This window comes from Sandarakinorhabdus sp., assembly GCF_031422795.1.
Classification (GTDB): Bacteria; Pseudomonadota; Alphaproteobacteria; order Sphingomonadales; family Sphingomonadaceae; genus Sandarakinorhabdus.
Genome location: NZ_JANPML010000364.1, coordinates 1 through 23204 on the forward strand (window position 1 = coordinate 1; position 23204 = coordinate 23204).

The following is a 23204-nucleotide window of genomic DNA, read 5'->3' on the forward strand; positions in this document are numbered from 1 at the left end:
GCAACAACCTCACGCATCTTGCTGATCTATCTGGGTTTCCGGCAGATCACGGCAGCATTGGGCCTCACCCAGATCGCCGGCCACGCCCAGACCGTGCGGCCCTTGCTGGCCCCCATGGTCGAGGCCGCCGCAACGCGCGACAAGCCGGACATCAGCGAAGACGAGCGCAACCAGGTCAAGGCGATGGCCGCAGCCACCGACAATGTCGGCATCTTTTTTGGTGAGGATATCTTCCTCGCCATCGCGTCGATCCTGCTGATCAAGGGTTTCCTCGAAAGCGCCGGCATCATCGTGCAGCCGCTGCAGCTTTCGGTGTGGGCCATTCCCACGGCCCTGGCGGCTTTTGCTGTGCACGGCACCCGGTTGTGGAGAATGGGCCGGTGATCGGCCTCGCCGCCCTTTATGCCCTGGCCGGCGTTGTGTTCGGCAGCTGGGCTGTGGCCACACTGCTTGATCGCCAGCACCCAAAGCGCCTGCTCGGGTCGGCATTCTGGGGCCTGCTTGCAGCCGAGTTCCTGGCGGGCGATGTGCTGGGCGATATGGGCAACGGCGTGCTGCTGCTGGCGCTGGTGGCGCTGGCGCTGCTTGGTGCGCCGGGCAAGGGGCATTCCCCCACCACCAGTGTTGCCGAGCGCCTTGCCAGCATCGCTCGCCACGGCAACCGCCTGTTCCTGCCGGCGCTGATCATGCCTGGCGTCGCGCTCGCCGGCACTTTCCTGTTCCCGCTGCTGCCCGGTCTGGTCGATCCCAAGCAGGTCACCCTGGTCAGCCTGGGCCTGGGCGTCGTGCTGGCCACCGGCTGCCTGCTGCTGTGGCAGCGCCCGCCCCTTACCGCTGCGGTGCAGGAAGGCCGCCGTCTGGCCGAAGGCGTTGGCTGGGCGATGATCCTGCCGCAAATGTTGGCCAGCCTCGGCGCGCTGTTCACGGTGGCCGGCGTCGGCGAAATCGTCGGCGCACTGGCGCCGCTGGCCATTCCGGAAGGCAGCCGCCTTGCCGCGGTTGTCGCCTTCACTGGCGGCATGGCGATCTTCACCATCCTGATGGGCAACGCCTTTGCCGCATTCCCGGTGATGATGGGCGGCATCGGGCTGCCGGTGCTGGTGCTGGGCATGGGCGGCAATCCGGTGGTGGTGGGCGCGATCGGCATGCTGGCTGGCTTCTGCGGCACCTTGCTGTCGCCGATGGCGGCCAATTTCAATATCGTGCCGGCGGCACTGTTGAACCTGCCTGACCGATATGCTGTCATCCGTGCCCAGGTGGCGACTGCGCTGCCACTGTGGCTGTTCAACACCGCGATGATCTGGGGATTTGCCTTCCGATGATGCTGGATGAAGCCCTTGCTGCCCGCATGGCCGGCATCGCGCTGGGCCATGTAGCCCGCGAATATCCGCACAAGCTGGATCATGTGCTGGCCGACGATACCGACGCGCGCACACCCCGCGATCTGCACCCGATCTTCTTTGGCAGCTTTGATTGGCACAGCTGCGTGCACAGCTGGTGGCTGCTGCTGCGGCTGGCGCATCGGTTTCCGCAGCATGCCCGCGCCGCCGAAACGCTGGCGTTGGCCGCCGAAACCTTCACACCGGAAAAGATCGCGGTGGAACGCGCCTATTTGGCCCGCCCGGAATCGCGCGGCTTTGAACGGCCCTATGGCTGGGCCTGGCTGCTCAAGCTGCACAGTGAAATGGTAAGCACTAACAGCGTTTTGGCACCAATACTTCAACCCTTCTCGCATGATTTTGCCCAGCACTGGCGCACGCTGCTGGGCAGCTTCACCTATCCGATCCGCACTGGCGCGCACGGCAACACCGGCTTTGCTCTCGTCCTCTCCGCCGGTTGGGCGGCAGCGCATGATCGTGCGCTGTTCGGCCTGATGGCTGCGGCGGCGCGCAACTGGTATGGGGAAGACCACGATGCGCAAGCTTGGGAACCCGATGGCGATGCCTTCCTGTCACCCACGCTGATGGAGGCGCTGGCCATGGCAACGCTGCTGCCTGCCGCTGAATTCCGCCCCTGGTTCCGTGACTTCATGCCCTTGGCACATAGTGAAAGTCCCGCCAGCCTGTTTGTTCCTGCCACAGTGACCGACCGCAGCGATGGCAAGATCGCGCATCTCGATGGCCTCAACCTGTCGCGGGCCTGGGCCTTCCGCAAACTGGCTGCCGCCCTTGCCCCCGATGATCCGGCCGCACCGGTGCTGCGGGCGGCTGCCGATACGCATCTCGCCACCGCCCTGCCCCACATTGCCGGCGACTATGCCGGTGAACATTGGCTGGCCAGCTTTGCGCTGCTCGCGATGGATGATCCATGAGCTGGCAGCGGTGGATCGCCTTTGGCATCGCCGTGCTGGCCGCTCTGGGTGTGGCGGCCTGGTTTCTGGTGCCGCGTAGCAACCTGAGGCCGACGCCGGGTCCGCCCCGGGCGGTCGAAACAAAGCTGCTGCTTCCGCCGCCGTCGGAAATTTCGTTGCCGATTATCCTGCCACTGCCCGACCTTGAAAAAGCGCTCGAAAAGGCCGTGCCGACAACGCTGTGGATGCTAGACGAACAACTGCAGCTGTGTGCCCCCGGTGCCCGGGTCAAGCTGTTCGGCCAGCGCCTGAAGGTCACCCCCGATCTCAAGTGCAAGGTGAACGGCACTGTCACCCGCGGTCGATTGCAGCTGGTAGGCAGCGCCGGCAAATTGCGGCTACTGCTGCCGGTTTCGGGCATGCTGACGGCCAGCGACATTGGCGGGCTGGGGATCGCGGAAACCGCCACAGCCCAGGCATTGGTGACGGCCGACGTGACGCCGGATGTGACGCCGGATGGCCATCTGTCTGCCCGCATCAAGCTCAATTATGACTGGCAGCAGGAACCCGGCGTGATGCTGCTGGGCACGCGCATCCGCCTGACCCGCCAGGCCGATCAGAAGCTGGCACCGGTGATCGCCAAACTGGAACGCGACCTGCCGCAGCAGCTGCAGGCCGTGGCCTTGCGCAAGGCCCTGCAAGGGCTTTGGCGACAAGGGTTCACAGTGCAATCGATCAATCGCAAGAACCCGGCGGCATGGTTGAAGATCACGCCGCGCGCGCTTGGCCTGGGCAGGATTGAGGCCACCAGCACCGATCTTGTGGTGCACGCCTCGCTGACCGCGGTGACGCTGGTGGTGTTGGGCATTGAACCCAGGCCGGAACTACCAACGAATTTGCCGCTGATTGGGCGCACGCCGCCGTCTGAAGCCCTCTACTTCCACGGCCAGCTGCTGGCTGACTATGACACGCTGGTCCCGCCGATCAGCAAGGCACTGGCCAAGGTCGCGGCCAAGGGCATCCAGGTCCCGGATTACGGCCGCGTGAAGGTGCGTTTTGGCAAACCGACACTGTATGGCACCGATGGCAGCCGGCTGGTGCTTGGAATCGGTCTTTCGGCGCGTGGCCCGCGCCAGTTGCTGGATACCAAGGGCTATGTGTGGATGACCGCACGCCCTGAAAGCGAACCGGGTAGCGAAAAGGTGCGTATCCGCGATTTGAAGTTCAACGCCGGCAGGGCGGGCGACCAGCAATTCGCTCTGCTGGTCGCGATCATGTCGACCGAAGCCGTTGCTCTGGCGCTGGAATCAGCCATCGGCCAGGATTTCACCGGCGACTACGACAAGCTGATGACCAAGATCGACGATGTTCTGAATGAAGTGCCGATCGGCGATTTCCGTGCCCGCATCAAACTGGATGGCGTGGAGCACGGCAAGATCATGGCGTTGGGCCAGGGCCTTTACATGCCGGTTGTGGCCGCAGGCACGGCGAAGGTCGTTTATGTGGGGCCGAATGCACCCAAACCCGCCCGGCTACGGAAGCCGCCAGCGAAGCCCGCTGCGCCAGGCAGCCGGTAGAATTCCGGCTTCACCGTTCCGGCACTTGCCAACTCGGGAGCCAGCTTTGGGGCCAGATCAGGGTCGGCCGCGATAGGGTGGCTTGTTCGGCGGACGGCCACCGGCTGGACGTGGCCCACCAGGCGGGCGCGGACCATCGCCGGGCTGACGCGGTGACAGCGTGCGCTGCTGCGGCGGGCGTTGAGCAGAGCGTTCCTGGGGCGGGCCACCGGCGGGGCTGATGTCGATCTGATCTTCCGCGCTGTTGCCCTTGCGGGTGGCGTGGCGCTTCAGGGCGATAACAAAGCGTTCGGCCATGTCGGGCGCGATTTCGACCATGGTTTCGCCGGGGAAAATGCGGATGGCGCCAATATCAGGTTTGGTAACGCCACCACGCCGGCAGAGCAGCGGGATGATCCAGCGCGGATCAGCATTGTCACGGCGGCCCACGTCGAGCCGGAACCACACACCTTCGCCGCCGCGATCCCCGTCATTGTTGCGGCCAGCGTCGTTGCTCTGGCGGGTGTCGCGGCGTTCGGCACGAGGGGCCGGGCCGGCATCCACCAGTTCTTCCGCTTGCGGCAGGCGGGCGCGGTGCATGCGCACCAGCGCAGCGGCGATCTCGTCAACGCCGTGGCGGGTCATCAGTTCCTCGCCCAGGCGCTTGTCGTCCTCGTCCAGAGCGCCAATTCCTTCACCGATGCTCACCAACAGGCGGTCATGGTCTTGCGCGGCGATGGCCTGGGCGGTCGGCACGGCGGTCCATTCGGCCTTCACGCCTGCGCCTTGCAGCATGCGCTCCACCCGGCGGCGGGCCGGATAGGGCACAATGATCACGGCCGTGCCCTTGGCACCAGCGCGGCCGGTGCGGCCCGATCGGTGCTGCAGGGTTTCGGCGTCACGCGGCACTTCGACATGGATCACCAGGCTCAGGCCGGGCAGATCGATGCCGCGCGCGGCCACGTCGGTCGCCACGCACAGCCGGGCGCGGCGGTCGCGCAGCGCCTGCAGTGCCTGGTTGCGTTCGGACTGGCTGTGCTCACCCGACAACGCGACAGCGGCAAATCCCCGCTCGGTCAGGCTGGCGTGCAGGCGGCGAACATTGTCACGCGTGGCGCAAAACAACAGCGCCGTCGGCGGTTCGTGGAACCGCAGCAGGTTGACCACGGCCGATTCGATGTCGGCCGGCGCGGTCGCAACGCATTGATAGGCGATATCGGTATGGGCGCTGGCGCGGCCGGTCGTGGCCAGGCGCAAGGCGTCTCTCTGATAGTCGCGGGCCAGTTCGGCAATGCCCTTGGGCATGGTCGCCGAAAACATCAGGGTGCGGCGTTCCGGGGGGGCGGCATCCAGAATTTCTTCGAGATCCTCGCGGAAGCCCATGTCGAGCATTTCATCGGCTTCATCGAGCACGACGACCTTGCAGTTATCGAGCATCAGCCCGCCGCGTTCGAGGTGATCGCGCAGGCGGCCCGGCGTGCCAACCACGATGTGCGTGCCCGCCGACAGCGAGCGCCGTTCGACCTGCTGATTCATGCCGCCCACGCAGGTGGCAATGCGGCCGCGCGCCGGAGCATAAAGCCAGGCCAGTTCCTTGGCTACCTGCAGCGCGAGTTCGCGCGTTGGCGCGATCACCAGCGCCAGCGGGCGGGCCGGCACGGGCAGGCTTTCGCCGCCTACCAGCAGATTTTCGGCCATGGCGAGGCCAAAGGCCACCGTCTTGCCCGAGCCCGTCTGGGCAGAAACGAGCAAATCCCGCCCGCGCGCTTCGTCGGTGAGGACGGCGGACTGGACGGGGGTGAGTTCTTCATAGCCGCGCTGCGCGATGGCTTGAGCCAGCGGCGCGGGGAGCGATTCAATTGTCATCGGCGCCCTATGACGCAAATGGTGAGGAAAGGCGAATCGCCGGCCACAAGAAAAAGCAGCCGCAGGCATGGCCCACGGCTGCTCATCCGCAATTCCAGTCTGAACTCAGTAAACTTCGAACAGGCCAGCGGCGCCCATGCCGCCGCCCACGCACATGGTGACGACCACATATTTGGCACCGCGGCGTTTGCCTTCGATCAGGGCGTGGCCGGTGCAGCGCGCGCCGGTCATGCCATAGGGGTGGCCGATGGAGATCGAGCCGCCGTTGACGTTGAGCAGATCAGGATCGATGCCCAGCACGTCGGCGCAATGCAGCACCTGCACGGCAAAGGCTTCGTTCAATTCCCACAGGCCGATGTCGTTCATGGTCAGGCCGTTGGCCTTCAGCAGCTTGGGAATGGCATAGATCGGGCCAATGCCCATCTCGTCCGGCTCCAGGCCGGCGACGGCCATGCCGCGATAGGCGCCCAGCGGGCTCAGGCCGCGGCGGGCGGCTTCCTTGGCTTCCATCAGCACGCTGGCCGACGCACCATCGGAAAGCTGGCTGGCGTTGCCGGCCGTGATCACGCCGCCTTCGATCACCGGCTTCAGCCCCTTCAGGCCTTCCAGCGTGGTTTCCGGGCGGTTGCCTTCATCCTTGGTCAGCGTGATCTCGTGGTGGGTGACCTCCTTGGTCTCCTTGTTGACCATCGCCATCGTCGCGGTCATCGGCACGATTTCATCATTGAACTTGCCGGCTGCCTGGGCAGCAGCGGTACGCATCTGGCTTTGGAAGCCATATTCATCCTGGCGATCGCGGCTGACATTGTACCGCTTGGCGACGATTTCGGCGGTCTGCAGCATCGGCATGTAGACGGCCGGGTGCATGGCAACCAGGCTGGGATCGGCCCCAGTGCGCATCTTGTCGTTCTGCACCATCGATATGCTGTCGACGCCGGCACCGATGGCGATGGTCATGCCATCGACGATGATCTGTTTGGCAGCGGTCGCGATCGACATCACGCCTGACGAGCATTGGCGATCGATCGACTGGCCCGAAACGGTGACCGGCAGGCCAGCACGCAGCAGCGCGGTACGGGCGATGTTGCCACCCTGCACGCCCTGCTGCAGGGCGCAGCCCATCACCACGTCATCAACTTCACCGCCGTCGATGCCAGCGCGCTTGACGGCGTGGGCAATGGCATGGCCGGCGAGCGTCGGCGACGGGGTGGCATTGAAAGCACCGCGATAGGCCCGGCCAATCGGCGTGCGGGCAGTGGAAACGATAACGGCTTCACGCATGAGAAATTCCTTTTTTCGTTCAGGCCGGCTTAGCCGACATATTGCAGAGTGATCCATTCAGCGGCGAGCGCGGGCTTGGTTTCACCCTCGATCTCCACGGAAACATTGGTGGTGGTCTGCCAGGCGCCATCCGGGCGCTGCGTCACATCGGCGATGGTGAAGCGGCCACGGATCTTGCGACCGGATTTCACCGGCGCCATGAAACGCACCTTGTTGAGACCATAGTTGACGCCCATGCGCGTGCCCTTGATGCCCGGCATCGCCTGATAGGCCATGACCGAAAGCAGGCTGAGCGTGAGATAACCGTGAGCGATGGTGGTGCCGAACGGCGTTTGCGCTGCCAGTTCGGGATTGACGTGGATGAACTGATGATCGCCCGTCACTTCGGCAAAGGCGTTGATCTTGTCCTGCGGCACTTCAATCCAGTCCGACACACCCACTTCGGTTCCAGCCAGGCCACGGAATTCGTCAAGCGTCAGTGATTTTCCCGCCATGCCGGTGTCTCCCCAATTCGTGATTGCGCTGTTTTAATCGAAGGCCAGCCTAGGCTGTGGCTTACGCGCGCGTCAACCCAGCAGAATCGTGGTTACCAGACGTTCGTTAACTTTATGATTACTATACATTAAGTATAATCAGTCGTTACTGGAAACGGGCATCCGCAGTGTCACCCCCGGCACGCAGATCACAAAGGATCGCCCAGATGACCGACACGTTCACCTCCTTTGCGCTTGCCGCAATTGCCCTGATCGCCAGTGCCGATGCCGGCGCCGTGACGGTGACCAGCATCGCTGGCGCACCCGATCCTGGCCCACTGGCGGGCCAGATCATGGTTGAAACATTTGACGCGTCAGCCGCGGCCGGATTCAGCTGGACCGGCGGGCTGGCCACGGCCACCGGCACCGTGCGCGGGGTGCACACCACGCCCGCCCTCAACAGCTCCCGCTTTGGCTATGTGTCGAGCGCGAACCCCGATCCGGTGGCGACGCTGATCACGCCGGCGCTCCGCACGATCAGTTTCTACTGGGGCTCGATGGACTCCCACAATTGGCTGTGGGTTCTGGGCGCTGATCTGCAGCCCATCCATTTCGTGCATCTGACGACCATCAACTTCGATACAGTCGCCTACACCCTTGGCAGCGGCGGCCGCAACCGCCGCCTCGCGATCACCGCCGACGCTGGCGAAACAATCGGTGGCCTGCGCTTCTGGGGCCGCGGCCGCAGCTTTGAATTCGATGATTTCGCCGCCACGCTGGCCCCCGGCATTTCGCCTGAAAGCGGCGTTCCGGAACCAGCGAGCTGGGCGATGCTGATCGCCGGCATGGGCCTGGTTGGCGCCGTGGCCCGCCGGCGCAACCGCCAAGTGCAGGTCGCATCCTGATCTGCGCCGAATTCATTTGATGAACGAATTGCTGCCAATAGCCTAAATTTTGGCTTGCGGCTGTCAATTCTTTCGACTAACTGAAAATTTCGTTAACTGTGGAGTATGTTATGAAGCGTAAGTTGTTTGGCCTTTTGGCCAGTTTCGCCGTTGCAACAGCGGCGCAGGCCGTAACCGTCACCGGCATTTTTGGCGCGCCGGATCCGGGCCCGGCTTTGGGCCAGTCGATCGTCGTCAGCTTTGATGGGCCCAATGCAGCCGGCTATAGCTGGTCTGGCGGTCTGGCCACCAGCTGCAGTTCGATCAGCGGCGCCGCCATGCCGGCCGTTGGCATCGGCGGCACGGCCAGCTGCTTTGGCTATGTGTCGAGCCGGCTCAATCCCAACATCGCCACCTTGGCCACCCCGGATCTGAGTTCGATCAGCTTCTACTGGGGTTCAATCGACACCTATAATTTTGTCGATGTTCTGGGTGCCGGTGGTTCTACCATCTTCAGCATTGCCGGTGGCGCCTTGCCGCCATCCAATGGCAACCAGGGCCAGCCAGCCACCAATCGCCGCGTCAATTTCATCGCTGGCGCTGGCGAAGTCATCACCGGCCTGCGTCTGCGTTCGACCGGCGTCGCTTTTGAATTCGACAGCTTTGCTGCTTCCGAAGTGATCGATCCGGGCGGCGGCGGCGTGCCGGAACCGGCTGCCTGGGCCATGCTGATTGCCGGCTTTGGCCTGGTTGGCGTGTCTGCCCGTCGCCGGCGCGTGACGCTCGCGGCCTGATCTGCATCGACCGCCAGCGCGGCGGTCGATCCGATAGGTAAAAATCGCCGGCCAGCAGGGTTCTGCTGGCCGGCGTTTCCTTGTCGACAGTTACAGACCTGATCCATCCGCACATCAGCCTGTCAAACCAGCCAGCAAAGCAAAACGGCGCGGCGGGAGTTGTCCCGCCGCGCCGTCATGTCTCCGAAGATGGTTCAGGCAGCGACGCTGCCAGCACCACGGCGGCGACGGGAGACCGCACCGACCAGACCAAAGCCAGCGATCAGCATCGCCCAGCTCGCCGGTTCCGGCACGCCGCCCTGGCCACCGAAATCTTCGGCGGTCACGCGGATGATCATGTCATCGTGATTGTCATCATCGCCTCTGATCTGATCGTCAAAGCCGAGATAGAGTATGTTCGACGAATAGCTGCCGTTGGCCACAGCGCCGCGCGGCAGGAAGATGCCGAATTCCAGCGAGCCGACACCCTTGTTGACGGCACCGCCCGACGAGCTGAACAGCCAATCGGTGATGGCGCCGGCATTGTAGGTTGCCGAGCCAAGCCCAACCGGGCCCCAAGCCGTGAACGAGCTGTTTTCCGATGCGACAATGGTACCGCCTGCAGCCGAGAAGCTGTCGTTGAAGCCGCTTTCGGAGCCGAGGAACTCAAACGTCACCGTGGCCTTGCCGCTCAGCGTGATGGTCGCGCCACCGGCCGTGTAGTTGTACAGGCCAGCGGTGTTGAGGTTGGATTGAAAATTGTTGTTGCCCGGAATACCGGTCACCGGCGAACCGATGCCAACATTGAAGGTCACCGCAGCCAAGGCCGGCATGGCAAAGGCCATCGCAGCAGCTGCTGCCAGCAGTTGAATCCCACGCATAAAAATTACCCCTCGCTTTTGCCGGGCGACACCATGCCGCCAAGCGCGCCGCCCACCCGAAGGGCAGTTGAGATTTCAAATACCTTAAGAATTGATGAATGACAAGTTAGATTTACTGTTTCTTAAGTATATCGTTATTTCTAGTGCTTAGCTGACTTTTCGCTGATCTGGGTGGGATCGATCAGCCGGCCATCGGGGGCGGCGGTGAAGGTCGTCTGAGTCGGATAGGCGAAATGCAGGTCCAGTTCAGCCAGCCGCCGCACCACGGCAAAGCCCACGGCCTGGCGCGCGCTCAACATCACTGCCAGATCGGCCACTGTGACGAAGAACACCAATTCGAAATCAAGGCTGGACGGGCCGAACCCGGTGAACACGGCACGATCAAAGCGACAATCGGCCTGCGCCTCGACAATCGCCTGCAATGCGCCCGGCAACGCTTCCAGTTGATCGGGCGACGTCTGATACACCACACCAAATGTCAGCACCACGCGCCGCTCTTCGATAAGATGCAGATTGGCCACCTGCTGTTCCAGCAACTTGGTATTGGCCATCACCAGTTGCTCACCCGAAAGCGCGCGGATACGCGTGGTCTTCAGGCCGATATGCTCCACCGTACCGGTGGAGGTGCCATAACTGATCGTGTCACCCACCCGGAACGGCCGATCGAACAGGATTGCCAGTGCGGCAAACAGATCGGAAAAAATGCCCTGTGCCGCAAGGCCAATGGCGATGCCGCCCACACCCAGGCCGGCCACCAGCGCCGTGACGTTCACGCCCAGATTATCAAGGATCAAAATGGCGGCGAGCAGCCAGACCACGACATTGACGAGCACATTGATGACGCCGGTGGCGCTGCCCAAGGCGATGGCATCTTCCGGGCTGGAATCAGCTTTGCGGCGCACCAGACCCACCACCAGTTCGCGGACCCACAAGGCCGCCTGTACCGCCACTGCGATGACCAGCAACTTGTCTACCAACTGCATCAACACGCCCGGCGGGGCGACAGCGTGGGTGGCGCCATCCAACGCCACGGCAATCAGGAAAACCTGCAGCGTGCGGTCCACCACGCTCCGCGCCAACCCGCGCCAGCTTTCGGCAGCACGCGGCAGCAGCCGGCGCGCACCCCAAAGCACCAGCAACAGCACCACATAAATGGCCAGCCCCACAAGGCTGCCAAACAGCGCCTCACCGCTTTCCTGGGTCAACCAGCGCATGGTTTCGCCCAGTGTCGCATCCAGCCGCGCGCTGGCGCGTTCGATGGGATCGAGCAGCATCAGCGCTCTCCTGCCAGCCATTCCGGCCACTGCGCTGTCAGGGCGGCTTCGCCAAGGAACAATGGCTTGCTCGCTTCCTCCATCCGCAGGTGGACAATGGCCCGATCGCCGCGCCGGCTGCGGAGCTTGCCGCAGACGCGGCCAGCGTCGTCCTTCACGTCCACCGCGTCACCGGGATCGCCTGCCAGCGTGACCGGCACCAGTCGGCGGCGCACCTTGTCACGATGGTGCATGCGCGCGGTGTTTTCCTGGCCGACATAACAGCCCTTGGTGAACGACACACCGTCAAGCAGATCGGCGCCGGTTTCCAGCCACAGCAGGTCGTCGCTGCCGATATCGTCGCTGTCGGGCACGCCCACGGCCAGCCGGCGTGCGTCATAGGCCTCTGCGCCGGCCGGTGCGCTGCCTGCCGGCCCGATCCAGCGGGCGCCCAGTGCAGGTGTGCGGGCATCGGCCGGTTCACCAGCCAGTGCATTGGCGGGCCAATTGGCCAGCACCGCCAGATCGTCGCGGCGCGCCAGCGTCACCGCCTTGCGCAACTTGTACATGCTCAGCCGCTTGAGCAGCGCATCGGCCTTGCTGGCCACCACGTCGATCCAGAAGGCGCCCGCATCGCCGGCATGAAGATGGAAATCAAACAGCGCCTTGCCCTGCGGGCTGAGCAGCCCCGAAAACACCGAACGACCGGGCGCGACCAGGCCGACATCATGGGTGATCAACCCCTGCAGAAAGCCGGCCGCATCGGGACCATCCACCGCCAGCACGGCACGATTTTCAAGGAAAATGGGGATCATGGCCACGGAGATAGGCAATCCGCGCCGTCCTGCCAATGCCGCTGGCCAAACGCGGGGCCACAACGCTTGACGCGCGGCTTGACTCGGGCGGTCAATTCCATCATTGGAGCCGCCTTCGTCGCGGTGGCCATGCCTCCCGCGCGCAACCTGATTTACGCGGAACCGGAACCATGGCCAAGCCGACCACCATCAAGATCAAGCTCGTGTCGACCGCTGACACCGGCTATTACTACGTCACCAAGAAGAACCCGCGCACCAAGACTGAAAAGCTCTTGTTCCGCAAGTACGACCCGGTAGCCCGCAAGCACGTCGAGTTCAAGGAAGCCAAGATCAAGTAAGCGCGAGCCGGCTGAAAAGCGGGGCGCTTGCCTTGAGGCATGAAAAAGGCTGGCGGTAACGCCGGCCTTTTTTGCGTCTGGCGATATCAGCCGGGCGGAATCGGGGATTGTTTGGCCGCCGTCCAAGCCACGAGGCCGCCGCTCAGGCTGTAAACATCAAGATTGCGGCGGCGCAGGATGCTGGCGGCTTTCTGGCTGACCCAGGCCCCCTTCACGCAATAGAGCACAATCGACCGGTTCTTGGGCAAGGCATCGGCCCACCTCGAAATCTGTTCGGGATCGCGGCGCTCTGCGCCCGGGATCAGCTGCGGGTTGCTGGCGAAATCCTCTGCCAGTCGCACATCGATGATGATTGCGCCCTGGGCCGCCAGCGTCTCCATCTGGGCTGGTGAAACGAAGCGATCATAGGCCGGGCGGTCGTTGCTGCGGAACGCAGTGGCCACAGGTTCGGCCGCATTTGCTGCCGTTGCAAACAGTGCAAAGGCCATCAGATGTGGGCGCACAAACAGTCTCCAGCCGATCAACGACCATTTGCTTCTCACCATTGTCGCAGCAAGTCCAATGCTGCTTCCGCCCATGGCTGGCACGCCGAGCCCGCGACACCGGGGCGGCTGCAAGGCGGCTTGGCAGTCCATCCGCCAGCGGTTAGGGCTTTGGCCGTGCTCCGTGACCGCTCCTCCTCCGCTGATCCGGCCGTGCTGGCGCTGCAGGCGCTTGCCCATGTGGCGGGTGACGAGGATATGGGCCCACGGTTTCTGGCCCTTACCGGCATGGACGCCGATGCGCTGCGGGCCACGGCGGACAGGCCGGAAACGCTCACCGCCTTGCTGGATTATCTGATGGCCAACGAACATGATCTGTTGGCCACCGCAGAGGCAATCGGCGTCACGCCGGAAACGCTGGCCGTAGCCGCCCGCAAGCTGGGGAGTAACTGGTGAAGGCGCGTCCACTCATCGTTTCCGATTGCGATGGCGTGCTGCTGCACTTCATCGCGCCGTTCATCGATTATCTGCAAACCGTGCATGGCCTGACGCTGTCGCTCGTCACACCGATGCTCACCGGCAATATCAAGCTTGCGGATGGCTCCACCTTGCCAGCCGGCGATTTTCCGCCGCTGCTCGATGGCTTCTTTGCCGATTGGATGCACAACCAGCACCCGATTGTTGGCGCCGCCGATTCGCTGGGGCAACTCGCGAAGGATTGCGACGTGGTGGTGCTGACCAACATTGCTGATCATCATGCGACACGGCGCACGCTGGAACTGGCGCGGCTGGGCATGCCCTATCGCGTCATCGGCAATCAGGGCGGCAAGGGTGCGCCGATGCAGAAACTGCTCGACGAATTCCAACCGACCCAAGCCATTTTCATTGATGATCTGCCGCCCAACCACACATCGGTAAAGGCGCATGTGCCGCATGTGCACCGCCTGCACATGGTCGCCGAACTGGAAGTGCGCCACCTGATCCCGCAATCACCCGATGCCCACGCCCGCCACGATGAGTGGCCGGCGATGTTGTCTCACATTGAAACCATCCTGAAAGGCTGACCCATGACCCCGGAACAAAAGCTCGCTGATCTGGGCATCACCCTGCCCAGCGCTGCTGCCCCCGCCGCCAATTATGTGCCGACCGTAACGGCTGGCAATCTGATGCACATTTCCGGCCAGATCCCCTTTGCCGAGGATGGCAGCCTGATGAAGGGCCGTCTGGGTGACACGGTGGATGTCGCCTACGGCCAGGCCGCCGCCCGCCGCTGCGCCGTGGGCCTGATCGCCCAGATGAAGACGGCGCTGGGTGATCTGTCGCGGGTCAAGCGCGTGGTGAAACTGGGCGTGTTCGTTGCCAGCCACCCCGATTTCACCTACCAGCCGGAAGTGGGCAATGGCGCATCCGATCTGATGGTCGAAGTGTTCGGCGATGCTGGCCGCCACGCCCGCGCCGCCGTGGGCGTCGCCGTGCTGCCGCGCGGCGTGGCCGTTGAAGTGGATGCGGTCGTGGAAGTGACTGGGGTCGAGATCGCCTGATGGTGACGGTGCCGGTGCGCCCATGAATGTCAGAGTTGTCGGAAAGGCCAGCGAGATTCCGCTGGCCGACTGGAACGCCTGCGCCGGCCCGGCAAACCCCTTTGCCCAAGCGGAATTCTTCCGCGCGCTGGAAGATTCCGGCAGCGCCTGCAGTCGCACCGGCTGGCAGCCCGTGCATCTGGTCGCCGATGGCGTGGACGGGCGCCCGGCGGGCATCATGCCGGCCTATCTGAAAACCCACAGCCAGGGCGAATATGTGTTCGATCACGCCTGGGCCGATGCCTGGGCAAGGGCCGGCGGGGACTATTATCCCAAATTGCAGGCCGCCTTCCCTTTCACGCCCGCCACCGGCCCGCGTCTGCTGCTGCGCGACGAAGCCGCCGGCCTGGCCCTGATCCGCGCCGCTGAACAGGTGACAGAGAGCAACAATTTCTCCAGCGCCCACGCCACATTCCTAACGCCCGAACAGCAGACACTGTTTCGCGATGCCGGTTGGCTGATCCGCACCGGCGAACAATTCCATTGGCAGAACGACGGCTATCGCGACTTTCAGGATTTTCTCGGCGCGCTCTCCTCCTCGCGTCGCAAGATGATCCGCAAGGAACGCGAGCGCGCCACCATGGGGCTGGAGATCATCCACCTCACCGGCAGCGCCATCACCGAACACCACTGGGATGCGTTCTGGACCTTCTATCAGGACACCGGCGCCCGCAAATGGGGCCAGCCTTATCTGAAACGCAGCTTCTTCTCGTTGATCGGCGAAGCGATGGGCAGCCGTGTGCTGCTGATGCTTGCCCTGCGTAATGGCCAGCCGATCGCGGGCGCGCTGAATTTCATTGGTGATGAGTGTCTTTACGGGCGCTACTGGGGCTGCACCGAAGATGTGCCGTTCCTGCATTTCGAGCTTTGCTATTATCAGGCCATCGAATGGGCCATCGCCAATGGCCGGGCGCGGGTCGAAGCGGGCGCGCAGGGAGCCCACAAGCTGGCACGCGGCTATCGCCCCACCCCGGTGATTTCGGCCCATTACATCCCCAACCCTGGTTTCCGGGGCGCCGTGGCCGATTATCTTGCCCACGAAACCCGCGCCGTGATCGAGGAAATCGAGTATCTTGAACAACAAGGCCCGTTCAGGGATCCGCAAGGCTGAACCGTGCTAGGGTACCAAATGCGAATCGCGATCCTGCTGGCCGTGCTGGCCACTCCTGCCACCGCGACCGAGGTGATCCGGCTTTCCGACAGCCAGCGTGAAGCGGTGATTGCCGCGGCCGCCAATGGCCCTGAACGAACGCCGGTGCTCACGCCTGAGCAGGAAAAGCGCCAATCCGTGCTCGAACGCTCGCTCTATCCGGAATTTTATGCCGATGGCAGCGGCGCGGTGCGTGATCGCAAGGTGCATGGCGAGCTCAATCTGTTTGCCGGCAGCGGCGGCACCTATGGCTTCAGCGGCACTGCCGTGATGCCGGTGGGGCAGACCGGCACCGCCGCGCTGTCGGTCACCAAGGGCACCAGCCGCTGGGGCGGCATTTCCGGCTTCGGATTTGGCTACAGCAGTGGCGACGCGCAGAACAATCTGCTCATCGGCAACAGTTTCGGCGGCTTTGGTGGTCCGTTCGGGAATCCGTGGACCACGCCCTACGGCCGCACCTGGCAACCCGTGCGCCAGATGCAGCGGCGCTGAATCACCCCTACAGGGCGATATTGTCGATCAGGCGCGTCGTGCCGATCACGCCCGCCCCCATCAGCCGCGCAGCCGGTGCCGGGCGGCCCAGACTTTGCAGCGTTTCGCCATCAACCAGATCAAGATAATCCAGCCGCACAAAGCCGGCGGCCTTGATGGTGCGTTCGCCCGCTGCCAGCGCGGCGGCCACCGGCATGCCGCCCAGTATGGCGGCGCGGGTGGCTTGCAGTGCCTGCGGCAGGGCCAGTGCCCGGGCGCGTTCGTCGGCTGAAAGATAGGCGTTGCGGCTGGACAGCGCCAACCCATCAGCATCGCGCACGATGGCGCAGCCGTGGATTTGCGTGCCGATATCCAGATCCATCGCCATGCGCCGGATGATGGCCAATTGCTGCCAGTCCTTTTCGCCAAACACCGCGACATCGGCGCGGGCGGCGCTCAACAGTTTCGCCACCACGGTGGCCACGCCATCGAAATGGCCCGGCCGCACCCGGCCACACAACAGATCGGGCAAGCCCGCCACCCGCACGAAACTGGCAAAGCCCGGCGGATACATGGTGGCGACATCAGGCGCGTAAATCAGGCTGCAGCCGACACTGGCCAGCTTGAGCGCATCGCCGGCCTCATCCCGCGGATAGCGATCCAGATCCTCGCCCAGGCCGAACTGTTTGGGATTCACAAAGATCGAGGCGACCGCGACATCGGCATGGGCAAGGCCCAGCGTGACCAGCGCCAGATGGCCCGCATGAAGCGCGCCCATGGTCGGCACAAAGGCCACGCGTTTGCCCTTCGCCTGCCAGTCGCTCACGGCGACACGCAGTTGATGGGGGGTGCGCACAATCGGAAGCAGGCTTGTCATATCAATTTCACGCGGGTTCCACGTTGACTCGGCGGCGGGGCTGTGGGCGATACGGGCACGAGTTGCAAGCGACGACAACTATTTTTCGGGGACCAACGTGACTGCTCATGTGATCGTGCTCGCCAATGAAAAGGGTGGCACCGGCAAATCGACAACCGCCGTGCATATCGGGGTCGCCCTCGCGCTTGCCGGCAAGCAGACGGCGCTGATCGATCTCGACAGCCGCCAGCGCACCTCCACCCGCTATCTGGAAAATCGCTGGAACCATGCCCAGCGCCACGGCATCACCCTGCCCGGCCCGGCCGCAGTGGTGGTGGCCGATGGCGACGGCGCCGAAGCCGAACTGGAGATGCGGTTCCAACAGGCGCGCGGCCAGGATTTCATCGTGGTCGATTCGCCCGGCCGCGATTCGGCGCTGGCCCGCGCTGCCATGGCCCACGCCGATACGCTGGTAACGCCGATCAACGATAGTTTCGTCGATTTCGATCTGATCGGCGAAGTGGACGGCGAAAATTTCGAGGTAAAAAAGCCCAGCTTTTATGCCGAACTGGTGTGGGAAGCGCGCACCCGCCGCGCCCGCGAAGAAGGCCGACAGATGGACTGGGTGGTGCTGCGCAACCGTCTCTCCACGCTCGACGCCCGCAACAAGCAACGGGTGGGTGCAGCGCTGGATTCCCTGTCGAAACGTATCGGTTTCCGTGTGCTGCCCGGGCTTTCGGAACGCGTCATCTTCCGTGAGTTCTTCCCACGCGGGCTCACCCTGCTGGATCGTGCCGCGCTCACCGATTTCTCGCTGTCTCATGTCGCGGCCCGCAACGAACTGCGCGCCCTTATCGCCGGGCTGAACCTGCCGGGCGGAATCGAAATGGCCGCCTGATGGGGCTGGCCCTGATCGCCGTTGTGGCCATCGCCTGGTGGCTGCACCAGAAAGGCCAGCTGCTGCCCAATCTGCTGCGCTATGGCGGGCTGGCTGCAGCGGGCCTGCTGGCGCTGCGTTTCCTTTCCACTGGCCGCATCGTGCCGGCCGCGCTGGTGGCAGCGGGCGGCTGGGCGTGGTGGCTGTGGAACGAGCGCGACGGAACGGCAACCAGCGAACTGGCACAGGCGGCGCAATTGCTAGGTGTTGCCGCCAATGCCCCGTCGGAAACCATCTGGCAGGCCTGGCGCCAGGCGATGACCAGCGCCCATCCCGATGCCGGCGGCTCTGCCGAAGCCGCGCAGGCCCTCACTGCCGCGCGCGACCTGTTGATCATGGCCGCTGAAAAGCACCGGCGAAAAACACCGGGAGAGTGACAAGTGAGTGCCACCAACAGCCAGCGCCACACGATCGATCCCAGCGCCCTGCGCGCCTATGACATTCGTGGCATCGTCGGCGAAACCCTGACCGAGGCTGACGCCCTCGCCGTTGGCCGCAGTTTCGGCAGCCAGCTGCGCCGTGAAAGCCGCTCTGCAACGCCCATCGTAAGCCTGGGCCGCGATGGCCGGTTGAGCAGCCCCGCCCTTGCCGCAGCGGTGGCGCAAGGCCTGCTCAGCACGGGCTGCGATGTCATCGATATTGGCATGGGGCCTTCACCCATGCTGTATTTCAGCGTGTTCGAATTGGGCGCCGATGCTGGCCTGATGGTCACCGGCAGCCACAACCCGGCCGATTGGAACGGCATCAAGCTGATGCGGCACAGCGGGCCTTTTCATGGGGCCGACATTCAGAAGCTCGGCACCATGGCGGCCGCTGGCGATTGGGAGACCGGCAGCGGCACGACCCGCCATGTCGCCATCATGGATCGCTATGTCGAAGCGATGCTGGCCGATTTCCGTGGCGGCAATTTCACCATCGCCTGGGACTGCGGCAACGGCGCCGCCGGCCCGGTGGTCGAACGCCTGATCCGCCTGCTGCCCGGCACCCACCATCTGCTGTTTGCCGAGGTCGATGGCCGCTTCCCGAATCACCACCCCGATCCCACCGTGGAAGCCAATCTGGTCGATCTGAAACGCGTGGTGCGCGAACAGGGCTGTGATTTCGGCGTGGCCTTTGATGGCGACGCCGATCGGATCGGTGCTGTTGATGCGCAGGGCCGCATGGTGTGGGGCGATGAACTGCTCTCCATCCTGGCCGAACCGGTGCTGCGGGAATTGCCCGGCAGCCCGATCATCGGCGACATCAAGGCCAGCCAGTCGCTGTTCGACCGCATCGCCGCGCTGGGCGGCGTGCCCGACATGTGGAAAAGCGGCCACAGCCTGATGAAGGAGCGGCTGCAACAATTGAACGCGCCGCTGGCCGGCGAATTGAGCGGCCATATCTTCTTTGCCCACCGCTGGCACGGCGTGGACGATGGCATATTGGCCGCCGTGCGCCTGATCGAAGCGGTGGCGGCGCAGGGCGGATCGCTGACGAAGCTGAAAGACGCCATGCCCGCCATGCTCAACACGCCCGAACTGCGCTTTGACTGCGCCGAAGCGCGCAAATTCGCCGTGGTGGCCGAAGTCGTGACCCGGCTGAAGGCGGCCGGCGCGCGGGTCAACGAAATCGACGGCGCCCGGGTAACGCATGGCGATGGCTGGTGGCTGCTGCGCGCGTCAAACACCCAGGCAGCGCTAACGGCGCGTGTCGAAGCCCAGGATCAGGCCGCACTTGCGCGGCTGCTGGCCGAATTGAACACGCAATTGGCCCTGTCGGATGTGGACGCCGTCGAGGTTGGCCACTGAATCCGGCCGCACCACTGCCACAGCGGAACAACACACCCCTTCCCCCGCTGCCGCTTATTGCCTAAGCCGCTGAAATGAGCATCTGGGCGACTTTGGCCGGCACGGCACTGGGCCTGGTGATCGGCGGGCCATTGGGGGCGCTGGCAGGCGCCGCGGCCGGCGGCGCTGTCGATGCAGCCCGCGCCCGCGCCACTCGCCCCGAACGCCGCCGCGTGGCTTTCTCCATCGCCGCCATTGCGCTGGCGGCAAAGATGGCCAGCGCCGACGGCAATGCCAGCGCCGCCGAATTTGCCACCTTCCAGCGCCTGTTCCATGTCGATCCATCCGAGGCCAGCAATGCCCGGCGCTTTTATGATCTGGCCAAAAGCTCGATGGCCGGCTTTCAGGCCTATGCCATCCAGGCCGCCGATCTGCTTGGGCAGGGTTCGGCGACGCTGGAAGATCTGCTCGATGCGCTGTGGATGATCGCGGCGGTTGATGGCTTCCACGAAGCCGAACTGGCCTTTCTGGGCGAGGTCGCCACCATCCTGGGTTTCAACGATGCTGAACAGGCCCGCATCCGCCGCCGCCACACCGCACCGGCCGCCGATGATCCGTGGGCGGTGCTGGGTGTGGAACCGGGCGCCGATGCCAGCGCGTTGCGTGCCGCCTATCATGCGCTGGTGAAACGCTATCACCCCGATCGCGCTTTGGCCGAAGGCGTGCCATCGGAATTCATCCGCGTCTCGGAACTGCGCATGGCCAATATCAACGCCGCCTACGACCGGCTGACCGGGAGACGGCGATGAAGCCCCTGCATCTGGCCGCCATCCTTGCCATCGACGTGGTGTGGGGTTTCAATGTGGTGGCCGTGAAGGAAGGCGTGATGAGCGCCGGGCCGATGACCGCGGTATTGCTGCGCTATGTCGTCGCCACGCTCGTCTGCCTGCCGTTCATCCGCTGGCTGCCGGGGCGCATGCGGCTGATCTTTGTCACCGGCTTCGTCGCCGGTGCGCTGGCCATGTCGCTGATCGCGCTCAGTTTCGCTTTGGCCGACAATTTGCCGGCCCTGTCAATCGCCGGGCAACTGGGCGTGCCGTTCAGCTTGATCCTCGCCGTCATCTTCATGAAGGAACAGATCCGCTGGCCGCGCATCACCGCCATCGCCATCTGTTTCGTGGGTGTGGTGGTGATGGGCTTTGATCCGGCCATCGCCAATGAACGCATCGGTCTGGTGCTCACCATCGGGGCCTCGCTGTGCTGGGCCATCGGCAATCTGCTTTTCCGGCGTTTGGCCGGCGTGCCGGTGCTGGTCATCCACGGCTGGCTGGGGCTGGTGTCCATCCCGATCATGCTGGTGCTGGCGCAATCCTTCGAACCGCAAAAACTCGCCGCCATCCCTGAACTGCCGCTCAGCACCTGGGGCTGGATCGCCTATTCCGGCATCATGTCGTCGATCATCGGCCACGGCGGCATGACCTGGCTGTTTCAGCGTTACCCCGTGGCGGTGGTCTCGCCGCTTACCTTGCCCACGCCGCTGATTTCGGTGGTGGTCGCGGTAGCGGTGTACGGCACGCCGATCACCGGGCAGATGCTGGTTGGCGGGCTGTTGACGCTGATCGGCGTAACCATCATCACCATCCGCACGGCGCAGCGCAGGGACAGCGACATGCCGGTGGAGCCGACATGATCCCCAACATGATTCAGCGCGCCAGCCCCAATTTCAACGACCGGCAGCTGCCGATCGGTATCCTTGTGCTGCATTACACCGGCATGACCAGCGGTGCCGAAGCCATCGACTGGCTGGCCAATCCGGAATCCGGCGTTTCCGCGCACTATGTCGTCGCCGAAGACGGCCAGGTGCTGCAAATGGTGGACGAGGCCAAGCGCGCCTGGCACGCCGGCCGCAGCTGGTGGCGCGGCGTGACCGATGTGAACAGCGCCAGCATCGGGATCGAGATCGTCAACCCCGGCCACGAATATGGCTATGTGCCCTTCCCCGCTCCGCAGATGGATGCCGTGCATGCGCTGGTGGCGGACATCACCGCCCGCCACGCAATCTTGCCCGCCAATGTCGTGGGCCACAGCGACATCGCGCCGGCCCGCAAGGAAGACCCCGGCGAGCTGTTCGATTGGCCCCGCTTCGCCCGCGCCGGCCTGGCTGCCAGCCCGCGCCCGTGCATGGACCCGAACTGGCAGGACATGGGCTTCATGGCCGCACTCGGCCGCTATGGCTATGACGTGTTTGCGCCGCTTGAAGCCGTCATCGCCTTCCAGCGCCACCACCGCCCCGCCCGCTTCGACGGCGTGATCGATGCCGAAAGCCGCACCATCCTACGCGGCCTGCTGTTGGCGGAAGGGCTCTAGGCGGCCTTGGCGGTCCGTCGGCGCGCAGCAATGCCAATCAATCCGAAGCCCGCAATGAAATAAGCCCAGTTCGCCGGTTCCGGCACGGAACTGGTTGGCAGGTAGCGAGCAACCTGGCCGACCGTGAAACTGTCTCCAGGCGCAATCATCCGGCTCCATTGAAAGGCAAATGCCGTATCGCCCGGCGTGGCCGGAAACTCCGCCCCAAGCGCCGGCGTGTTCGGCAAAGTGGTCGGGCCATCCTGATCGATGAAAAACTGAAAATACGGGGTAATGAAGTTGCTGATCTGATAGCGATCAGCGGCGACCTGCGCGCTGGCATCGATCGAGAACGGGATAGAGGAACTGCTGGTGATGATGCGCCCCGGGGACACGAGTCGCGCAGTATCCAACTGCGTCAGGGCGTTGAAGCGAATGTCGAAATCCGTGTAATCAAACAAATGAAAATCGATGGCGGCGGCCGAAAGATTAGTGAAGCTGACGGTTTTTGACAGCGTTGCCAGCACGCCGCCGGCATCACCCTTCAACTGCCAATCAATGGTCGCTGCCAGATCGGCGCTCCTGAAGCTGAACTGCACGCTGTTGGCCGTGGACCGTGTTTCAGGCGCACCAAGCGCGACCAGAAGCGGCGCCTCATTGCCGGTGCTTCCGATGCGATAATAGTAGTTTGACAAGAAGATGTTGTCAGCAAACGCAGCCGGGTTTTGGCCTGAAGGCGCGACCCGCCACACCGTTGCACCGTTGCGGTCGCTGATCACGGCTGAACTGTTGCGATCAGCCAGATTGAAGTTTGCGGCCGCTGCCGGCGGAGCAAGCGTTGCCAAAACGGCGACTGTGGATAGCAAGGCGCGAATCGGAACCATGATCAATCTCCTGACGAACAAGAGATTGTTAGTTATATTATATCATCCATACAATGGTGATATTCATGGGCGAGGCCCAAAAAAATGGCCGGCACCTGTGAAGGTGCCGGCCAAGAAAGTTCCGCTGATGGCCAGGGGGGAACGACCATCAAAAATGCGGTATCTGGCAGGGCTGCCAGAAAGCGGGCCAATCGAAACAGTGGCCTTCGAGCCCGACAAAACCTCTATCCGCTCGTCGGCGTAACATTGCAATACTGTAATGTTTGGTTGCGGCGTTCTTACACAGCGCCGGGTTTGCGGGCACCGAGCGGGAGGTCGTGTC

General features: G+C 63.9%; 28 protein-coding genes. 19 read left to right on the plus strand and 9 right to left on the minus strand.

Annotation, left to right across the window (positions count from 1 at the left end):
• The 4 genes from RMO81_RS12605 to RMO81_RS12620 all read left to right on the plus strand — a co-directional run.
• On the plus strand, positions 1–384 hold a 384-nt coding region (locus RMO81_RS12605), incomplete at its 5' end, for a 5-oxoproline transporter, DUF969 family subunit (protein WP_310476240.1).
• The gene (locus tag RMO81_RS12610) at positions 381–1322 is read left to right on the plus strand and encodes a DUF979 domain-containing protein (RefSeq protein ID WP_310476241.1); all 942 of its coding nucleotides are present in this window, start codon (positions 381–383) and stop codon (positions 1320–1322) included. The genes RMO81_RS12605 and RMO81_RS12610, both read left to right, overlap by 4 nt.
• The gene (locus RMO81_RS12615) at positions 1319–2311 is read left to right on the plus strand and encodes a DUF2891 domain-containing protein (RefSeq protein WP_310476242.1); all 993 of its coding nucleotides are present in this window, start codon (positions 1319–1321) and stop codon (positions 2309–2311) included. Before RMO81_RS12610 ends, RMO81_RS12615 begins: the two co-directional genes overlap by 4 nt.
• A complete protein-coding gene (locus tag RMO81_RS12620) occupies positions 2308–3867 on the plus strand; it encodes a DUF4403 family protein (protein ID WP_310476243.1) in 1560 nt (519 codons plus the stop codon). Before RMO81_RS12615 ends, RMO81_RS12620 begins: the two co-directional genes overlap by 4 nt.
• A gap of 57 nt (positions 3868–3924) precedes the next feature.
• Here the strand turns inward: RMO81_RS12620 and RMO81_RS12625 are convergent, their stop codons facing one another.
• From RMO81_RS12625 to RMO81_RS12635, 3 genes are all read right to left on the minus strand, one after another.
• The gene (locus tag RMO81_RS12625) at positions 3925–5712 is read right to left on the minus strand and encodes a DEAD/DEAH box helicase (protein WP_310476244.1); all 1788 of its coding nucleotides are present in this window, start codon (positions 5710–5712) and stop codon (positions 3925–3927) included.
• A gap of 105 nt (positions 5713–5817) precedes the next feature.
• Positions 5818–6993, minus strand: a complete 1176-nt coding sequence (locus tag RMO81_RS12630) for an acetyl-CoA C-acyltransferase (protein WP_310476245.1) — start codon at positions 6991–6993, stop codon at positions 5818–5820.
• A gap of 29 nt (positions 6994–7022) precedes the next feature.
• Positions 7023–7487 (minus strand): MaoC family dehydratase, encoded by a 465-nt coding sequence (locus tag RMO81_RS12635; RefSeq protein WP_310476246.1) that lies wholly within the window; start codon positions 7485–7487, stop codon positions 7023–7025.
• Between the two features lie 206 nt (positions 7488–7693).
• On the opposite strand from RMO81_RS12635, the gene RMO81_RS12640 reads away from it, so the two are divergent.
• Entirely contained in the window at positions 7694–8371 is a 678-nt protein-coding gene (locus RMO81_RS12640; protein WP_310476247.1) for a PEPxxWA-CTERM sorting domain-containing protein, read from the plus strand.
• Positions 8372–8481: 110 nt separating this feature from the next.
• Positions 8482–9144: a PEPxxWA-CTERM sorting domain-containing protein gene (locus RMO81_RS12645; RefSeq protein ID WP_310476248.1), complete on the plus strand. Its 663-nt coding sequence runs from the start codon at positions 8482–8484 to the stop codon at positions 9142–9144.
• 194 nt (positions 9145–9338) lie between these two features.
• On the opposite strand, the gene RMO81_RS12650 is transcribed toward RMO81_RS12645, so the two are convergent.
• The 3 genes from RMO81_RS12650 to RMO81_RS12660 form a co-directional block, all read right to left on the minus strand.
• The gene (locus RMO81_RS12650; RefSeq protein ID WP_310476249.1) at positions 9339–10004 is read right to left on the minus strand and encodes a PEPxxWA-CTERM sorting domain-containing protein; all 666 of its coding nucleotides are present in this window, start codon (positions 10002–10004) and stop codon (positions 9339–9341) included.
• A gap of 140 nt (positions 10005–10144) precedes the next feature.
• The gene (locus tag RMO81_RS12655; RefSeq protein WP_310476250.1) at positions 10145–11278 is read right to left on the minus strand and encodes a mechanosensitive ion channel family protein; all 1134 of its coding nucleotides are present in this window, start codon (positions 11276–11278) and stop codon (positions 10145–10147) included.
• Positions 11278–12072, minus strand: coding sequence for a folate-binding protein (locus tag RMO81_RS12660; protein WP_310476251.1), 795 nt, complete (start codon positions 12070–12072; stop codon positions 11278–11280). Before RMO81_RS12660 ends, RMO81_RS12655 begins: the two co-directional genes overlap by 1 nt.
• Positions 12073–12242: 170 nt before the next feature.
• On the opposite strand from RMO81_RS12660, the gene rpmG reads away from it, so the two are divergent.
• A complete protein-coding gene (rpmG, locus tag RMO81_RS12665; RefSeq protein ID WP_017668361.1) occupies positions 12243–12410 on the plus strand; it encodes a 50S ribosomal protein L33 in 168 nt (55 codons plus the stop codon).
• A gap of 86 nt (positions 12411–12496) precedes the next feature.
• Here rpmG and RMO81_RS12670 read toward each other — a convergent pair whose 3' ends face one another.
• A complete protein-coding gene (locus RMO81_RS12670; protein ID WP_310476252.1) occupies positions 12497–12955 on the minus strand; it encodes a rhodanese-like domain-containing protein in 459 nt (152 codons plus the stop codon).
• 114 nt (positions 12956–13069) lie between these two features.
• Here RMO81_RS12670 and RMO81_RS12675 point away from each other — a divergent pair, with 114 nt between their 5' ends.
• From RMO81_RS12675 to RMO81_RS12695, 5 genes are read left to right on the plus strand one after another with little or no spacing between them, the layout of a single operon-like run.
• Positions 13070–13348, plus strand: a complete 279-nt coding sequence (locus RMO81_RS12675) for a DUF3572 domain-containing protein (RefSeq protein ID WP_310476253.1) — start codon at positions 13070–13072, stop codon at positions 13346–13348.
• Positions 13345–13956, plus strand: coding sequence for an HAD family hydrolase (locus RMO81_RS12680; RefSeq protein ID WP_310476254.1), 612 nt, complete (start codon positions 13345–13347; stop codon positions 13954–13956). The genes RMO81_RS12675 and RMO81_RS12680 overlap by 4 nt, the downstream gene beginning before the upstream one ends.
• Before the next feature lie 3 nt (positions 13957–13959).
• Positions 13960–14433, plus strand: a complete 474-nt coding sequence (locus RMO81_RS12685; protein ID WP_310476255.1) for a RidA family protein — start codon at positions 13960–13962, stop codon at positions 14431–14433.
• Between the two features lie 22 nt (positions 14434–14455).
• Positions 14456–15583: a GNAT family N-acetyltransferase gene (locus tag RMO81_RS12690; protein WP_310476256.1), complete on the plus strand. Its 1128-nt coding sequence runs from the start codon at positions 14456–14458 to the stop codon at positions 15581–15583.
• A gap of 18 nt (positions 15584–15601) precedes the next feature.
• Positions 15602–16114: a hypothetical protein gene (locus RMO81_RS12695; protein ID WP_310476257.1), complete on the plus strand. Its 513-nt coding sequence runs from the start codon at positions 15602–15604 to the stop codon at positions 16112–16114.
• 7 nt (positions 16115–16121) lie between these two features.
• On the opposite strand, the gene panC is transcribed toward RMO81_RS12695, so the two are convergent.
• Positions 16122–16970 carry a pantoate--beta-alanine ligase gene (gene panC / locus RMO81_RS12700; RefSeq protein ID WP_310476258.1) on the minus strand — a complete coding sequence of 283 codons (849 nt, stop codon included), beginning with the start codon at positions 16968–16970 and terminating at the stop codon, positions 16122–16124.
• Positions 16971–17067: 97 nt separating this feature from the next.
• Here panC and RMO81_RS12705 point away from each other — a divergent pair, with 97 nt between their 5' ends.
• The 6 genes from RMO81_RS12705 (at position 17068) to RMO81_RS12730 (ending at position 22019) form a co-directional block, all read left to right on the plus strand.
• Entirely contained in the window at positions 17068–17847 is a 780-nt protein-coding gene (locus RMO81_RS12705) for a division plane positioning ATPase MipZ (protein WP_310476259.1), read from the plus strand.
• Positions 17847–18263: a hypothetical protein gene (locus tag RMO81_RS12710; RefSeq protein WP_310476260.1), complete on the plus strand. Its 417-nt coding sequence runs from the start codon at positions 17847–17849 to the stop codon at positions 18261–18263. Before RMO81_RS12705 ends, RMO81_RS12710 begins: the two co-directional genes overlap by 1 nt.
• A gap of 3 nt (positions 18264–18266) precedes the next feature.
• Positions 18267–19673 carry a phosphoglucomutase/phosphomannomutase PgmG gene (gene pgmG, locus RMO81_RS12715; protein ID WP_310476261.1) on the plus strand — a complete coding sequence of 469 codons (1407 nt, stop codon included), beginning with the start codon at positions 18267–18269 and terminating at the stop codon, positions 19671–19673.
• Positions 19674–19747: 74 nt separating this feature from the next.
• Positions 19748–20461: a DnaJ family molecular chaperone gene (locus RMO81_RS12720; RefSeq protein ID WP_310476262.1), complete on the plus strand. Its 714-nt coding sequence runs from the start codon at positions 19748–19750 to the stop codon at positions 20459–20461.
• Positions 20458–21342: a DMT family transporter gene (locus RMO81_RS12725; protein ID WP_310476263.1), complete on the plus strand. Its 885-nt coding sequence runs from the start codon at positions 20458–20460 to the stop codon at positions 21340–21342. Before RMO81_RS12720 ends, RMO81_RS12725 begins: the two co-directional genes overlap by 4 nt.
• Positions 21339–22019 carry an N-acetylmuramoyl-L-alanine amidase gene (locus RMO81_RS12730; protein ID WP_310476264.1) on the plus strand — a complete coding sequence of 227 codons (681 nt, stop codon included), beginning with the start codon at positions 21339–21341 and terminating at the stop codon, positions 22017–22019. The genes RMO81_RS12725 and RMO81_RS12730 overlap by 4 nt, the downstream gene beginning before the upstream one ends.
• Here the strand turns inward: RMO81_RS12730 and RMO81_RS12735 are convergent.
• The gene (locus tag RMO81_RS12735; protein ID WP_310476265.1) at positions 22016–22525 is read right to left on the minus strand and encodes a PEPxxWA-CTERM sorting domain-containing protein; all 510 of its coding nucleotides are present in this window, start codon (positions 22523–22525) and stop codon (positions 22016–22018) included. The two genes, RMO81_RS12730 and RMO81_RS12735, sit on opposite strands and share 4 nt — an antisense overlap.
• Before the next feature lie 172 nt (positions 22526–22697).
• On the opposite strand from RMO81_RS12735, the gene RMO81_RS12740 reads away from it, so the two are divergent.
• Positions 22698–23126 (plus strand): hypothetical protein, encoded by a 429-nt coding sequence (locus tag RMO81_RS12740; RefSeq protein ID WP_310476266.1) that lies wholly within the window; start codon positions 22698–22700, stop codon positions 23124–23126.
• Positions 23127–23204 lie beyond the last annotated feature (78 nt).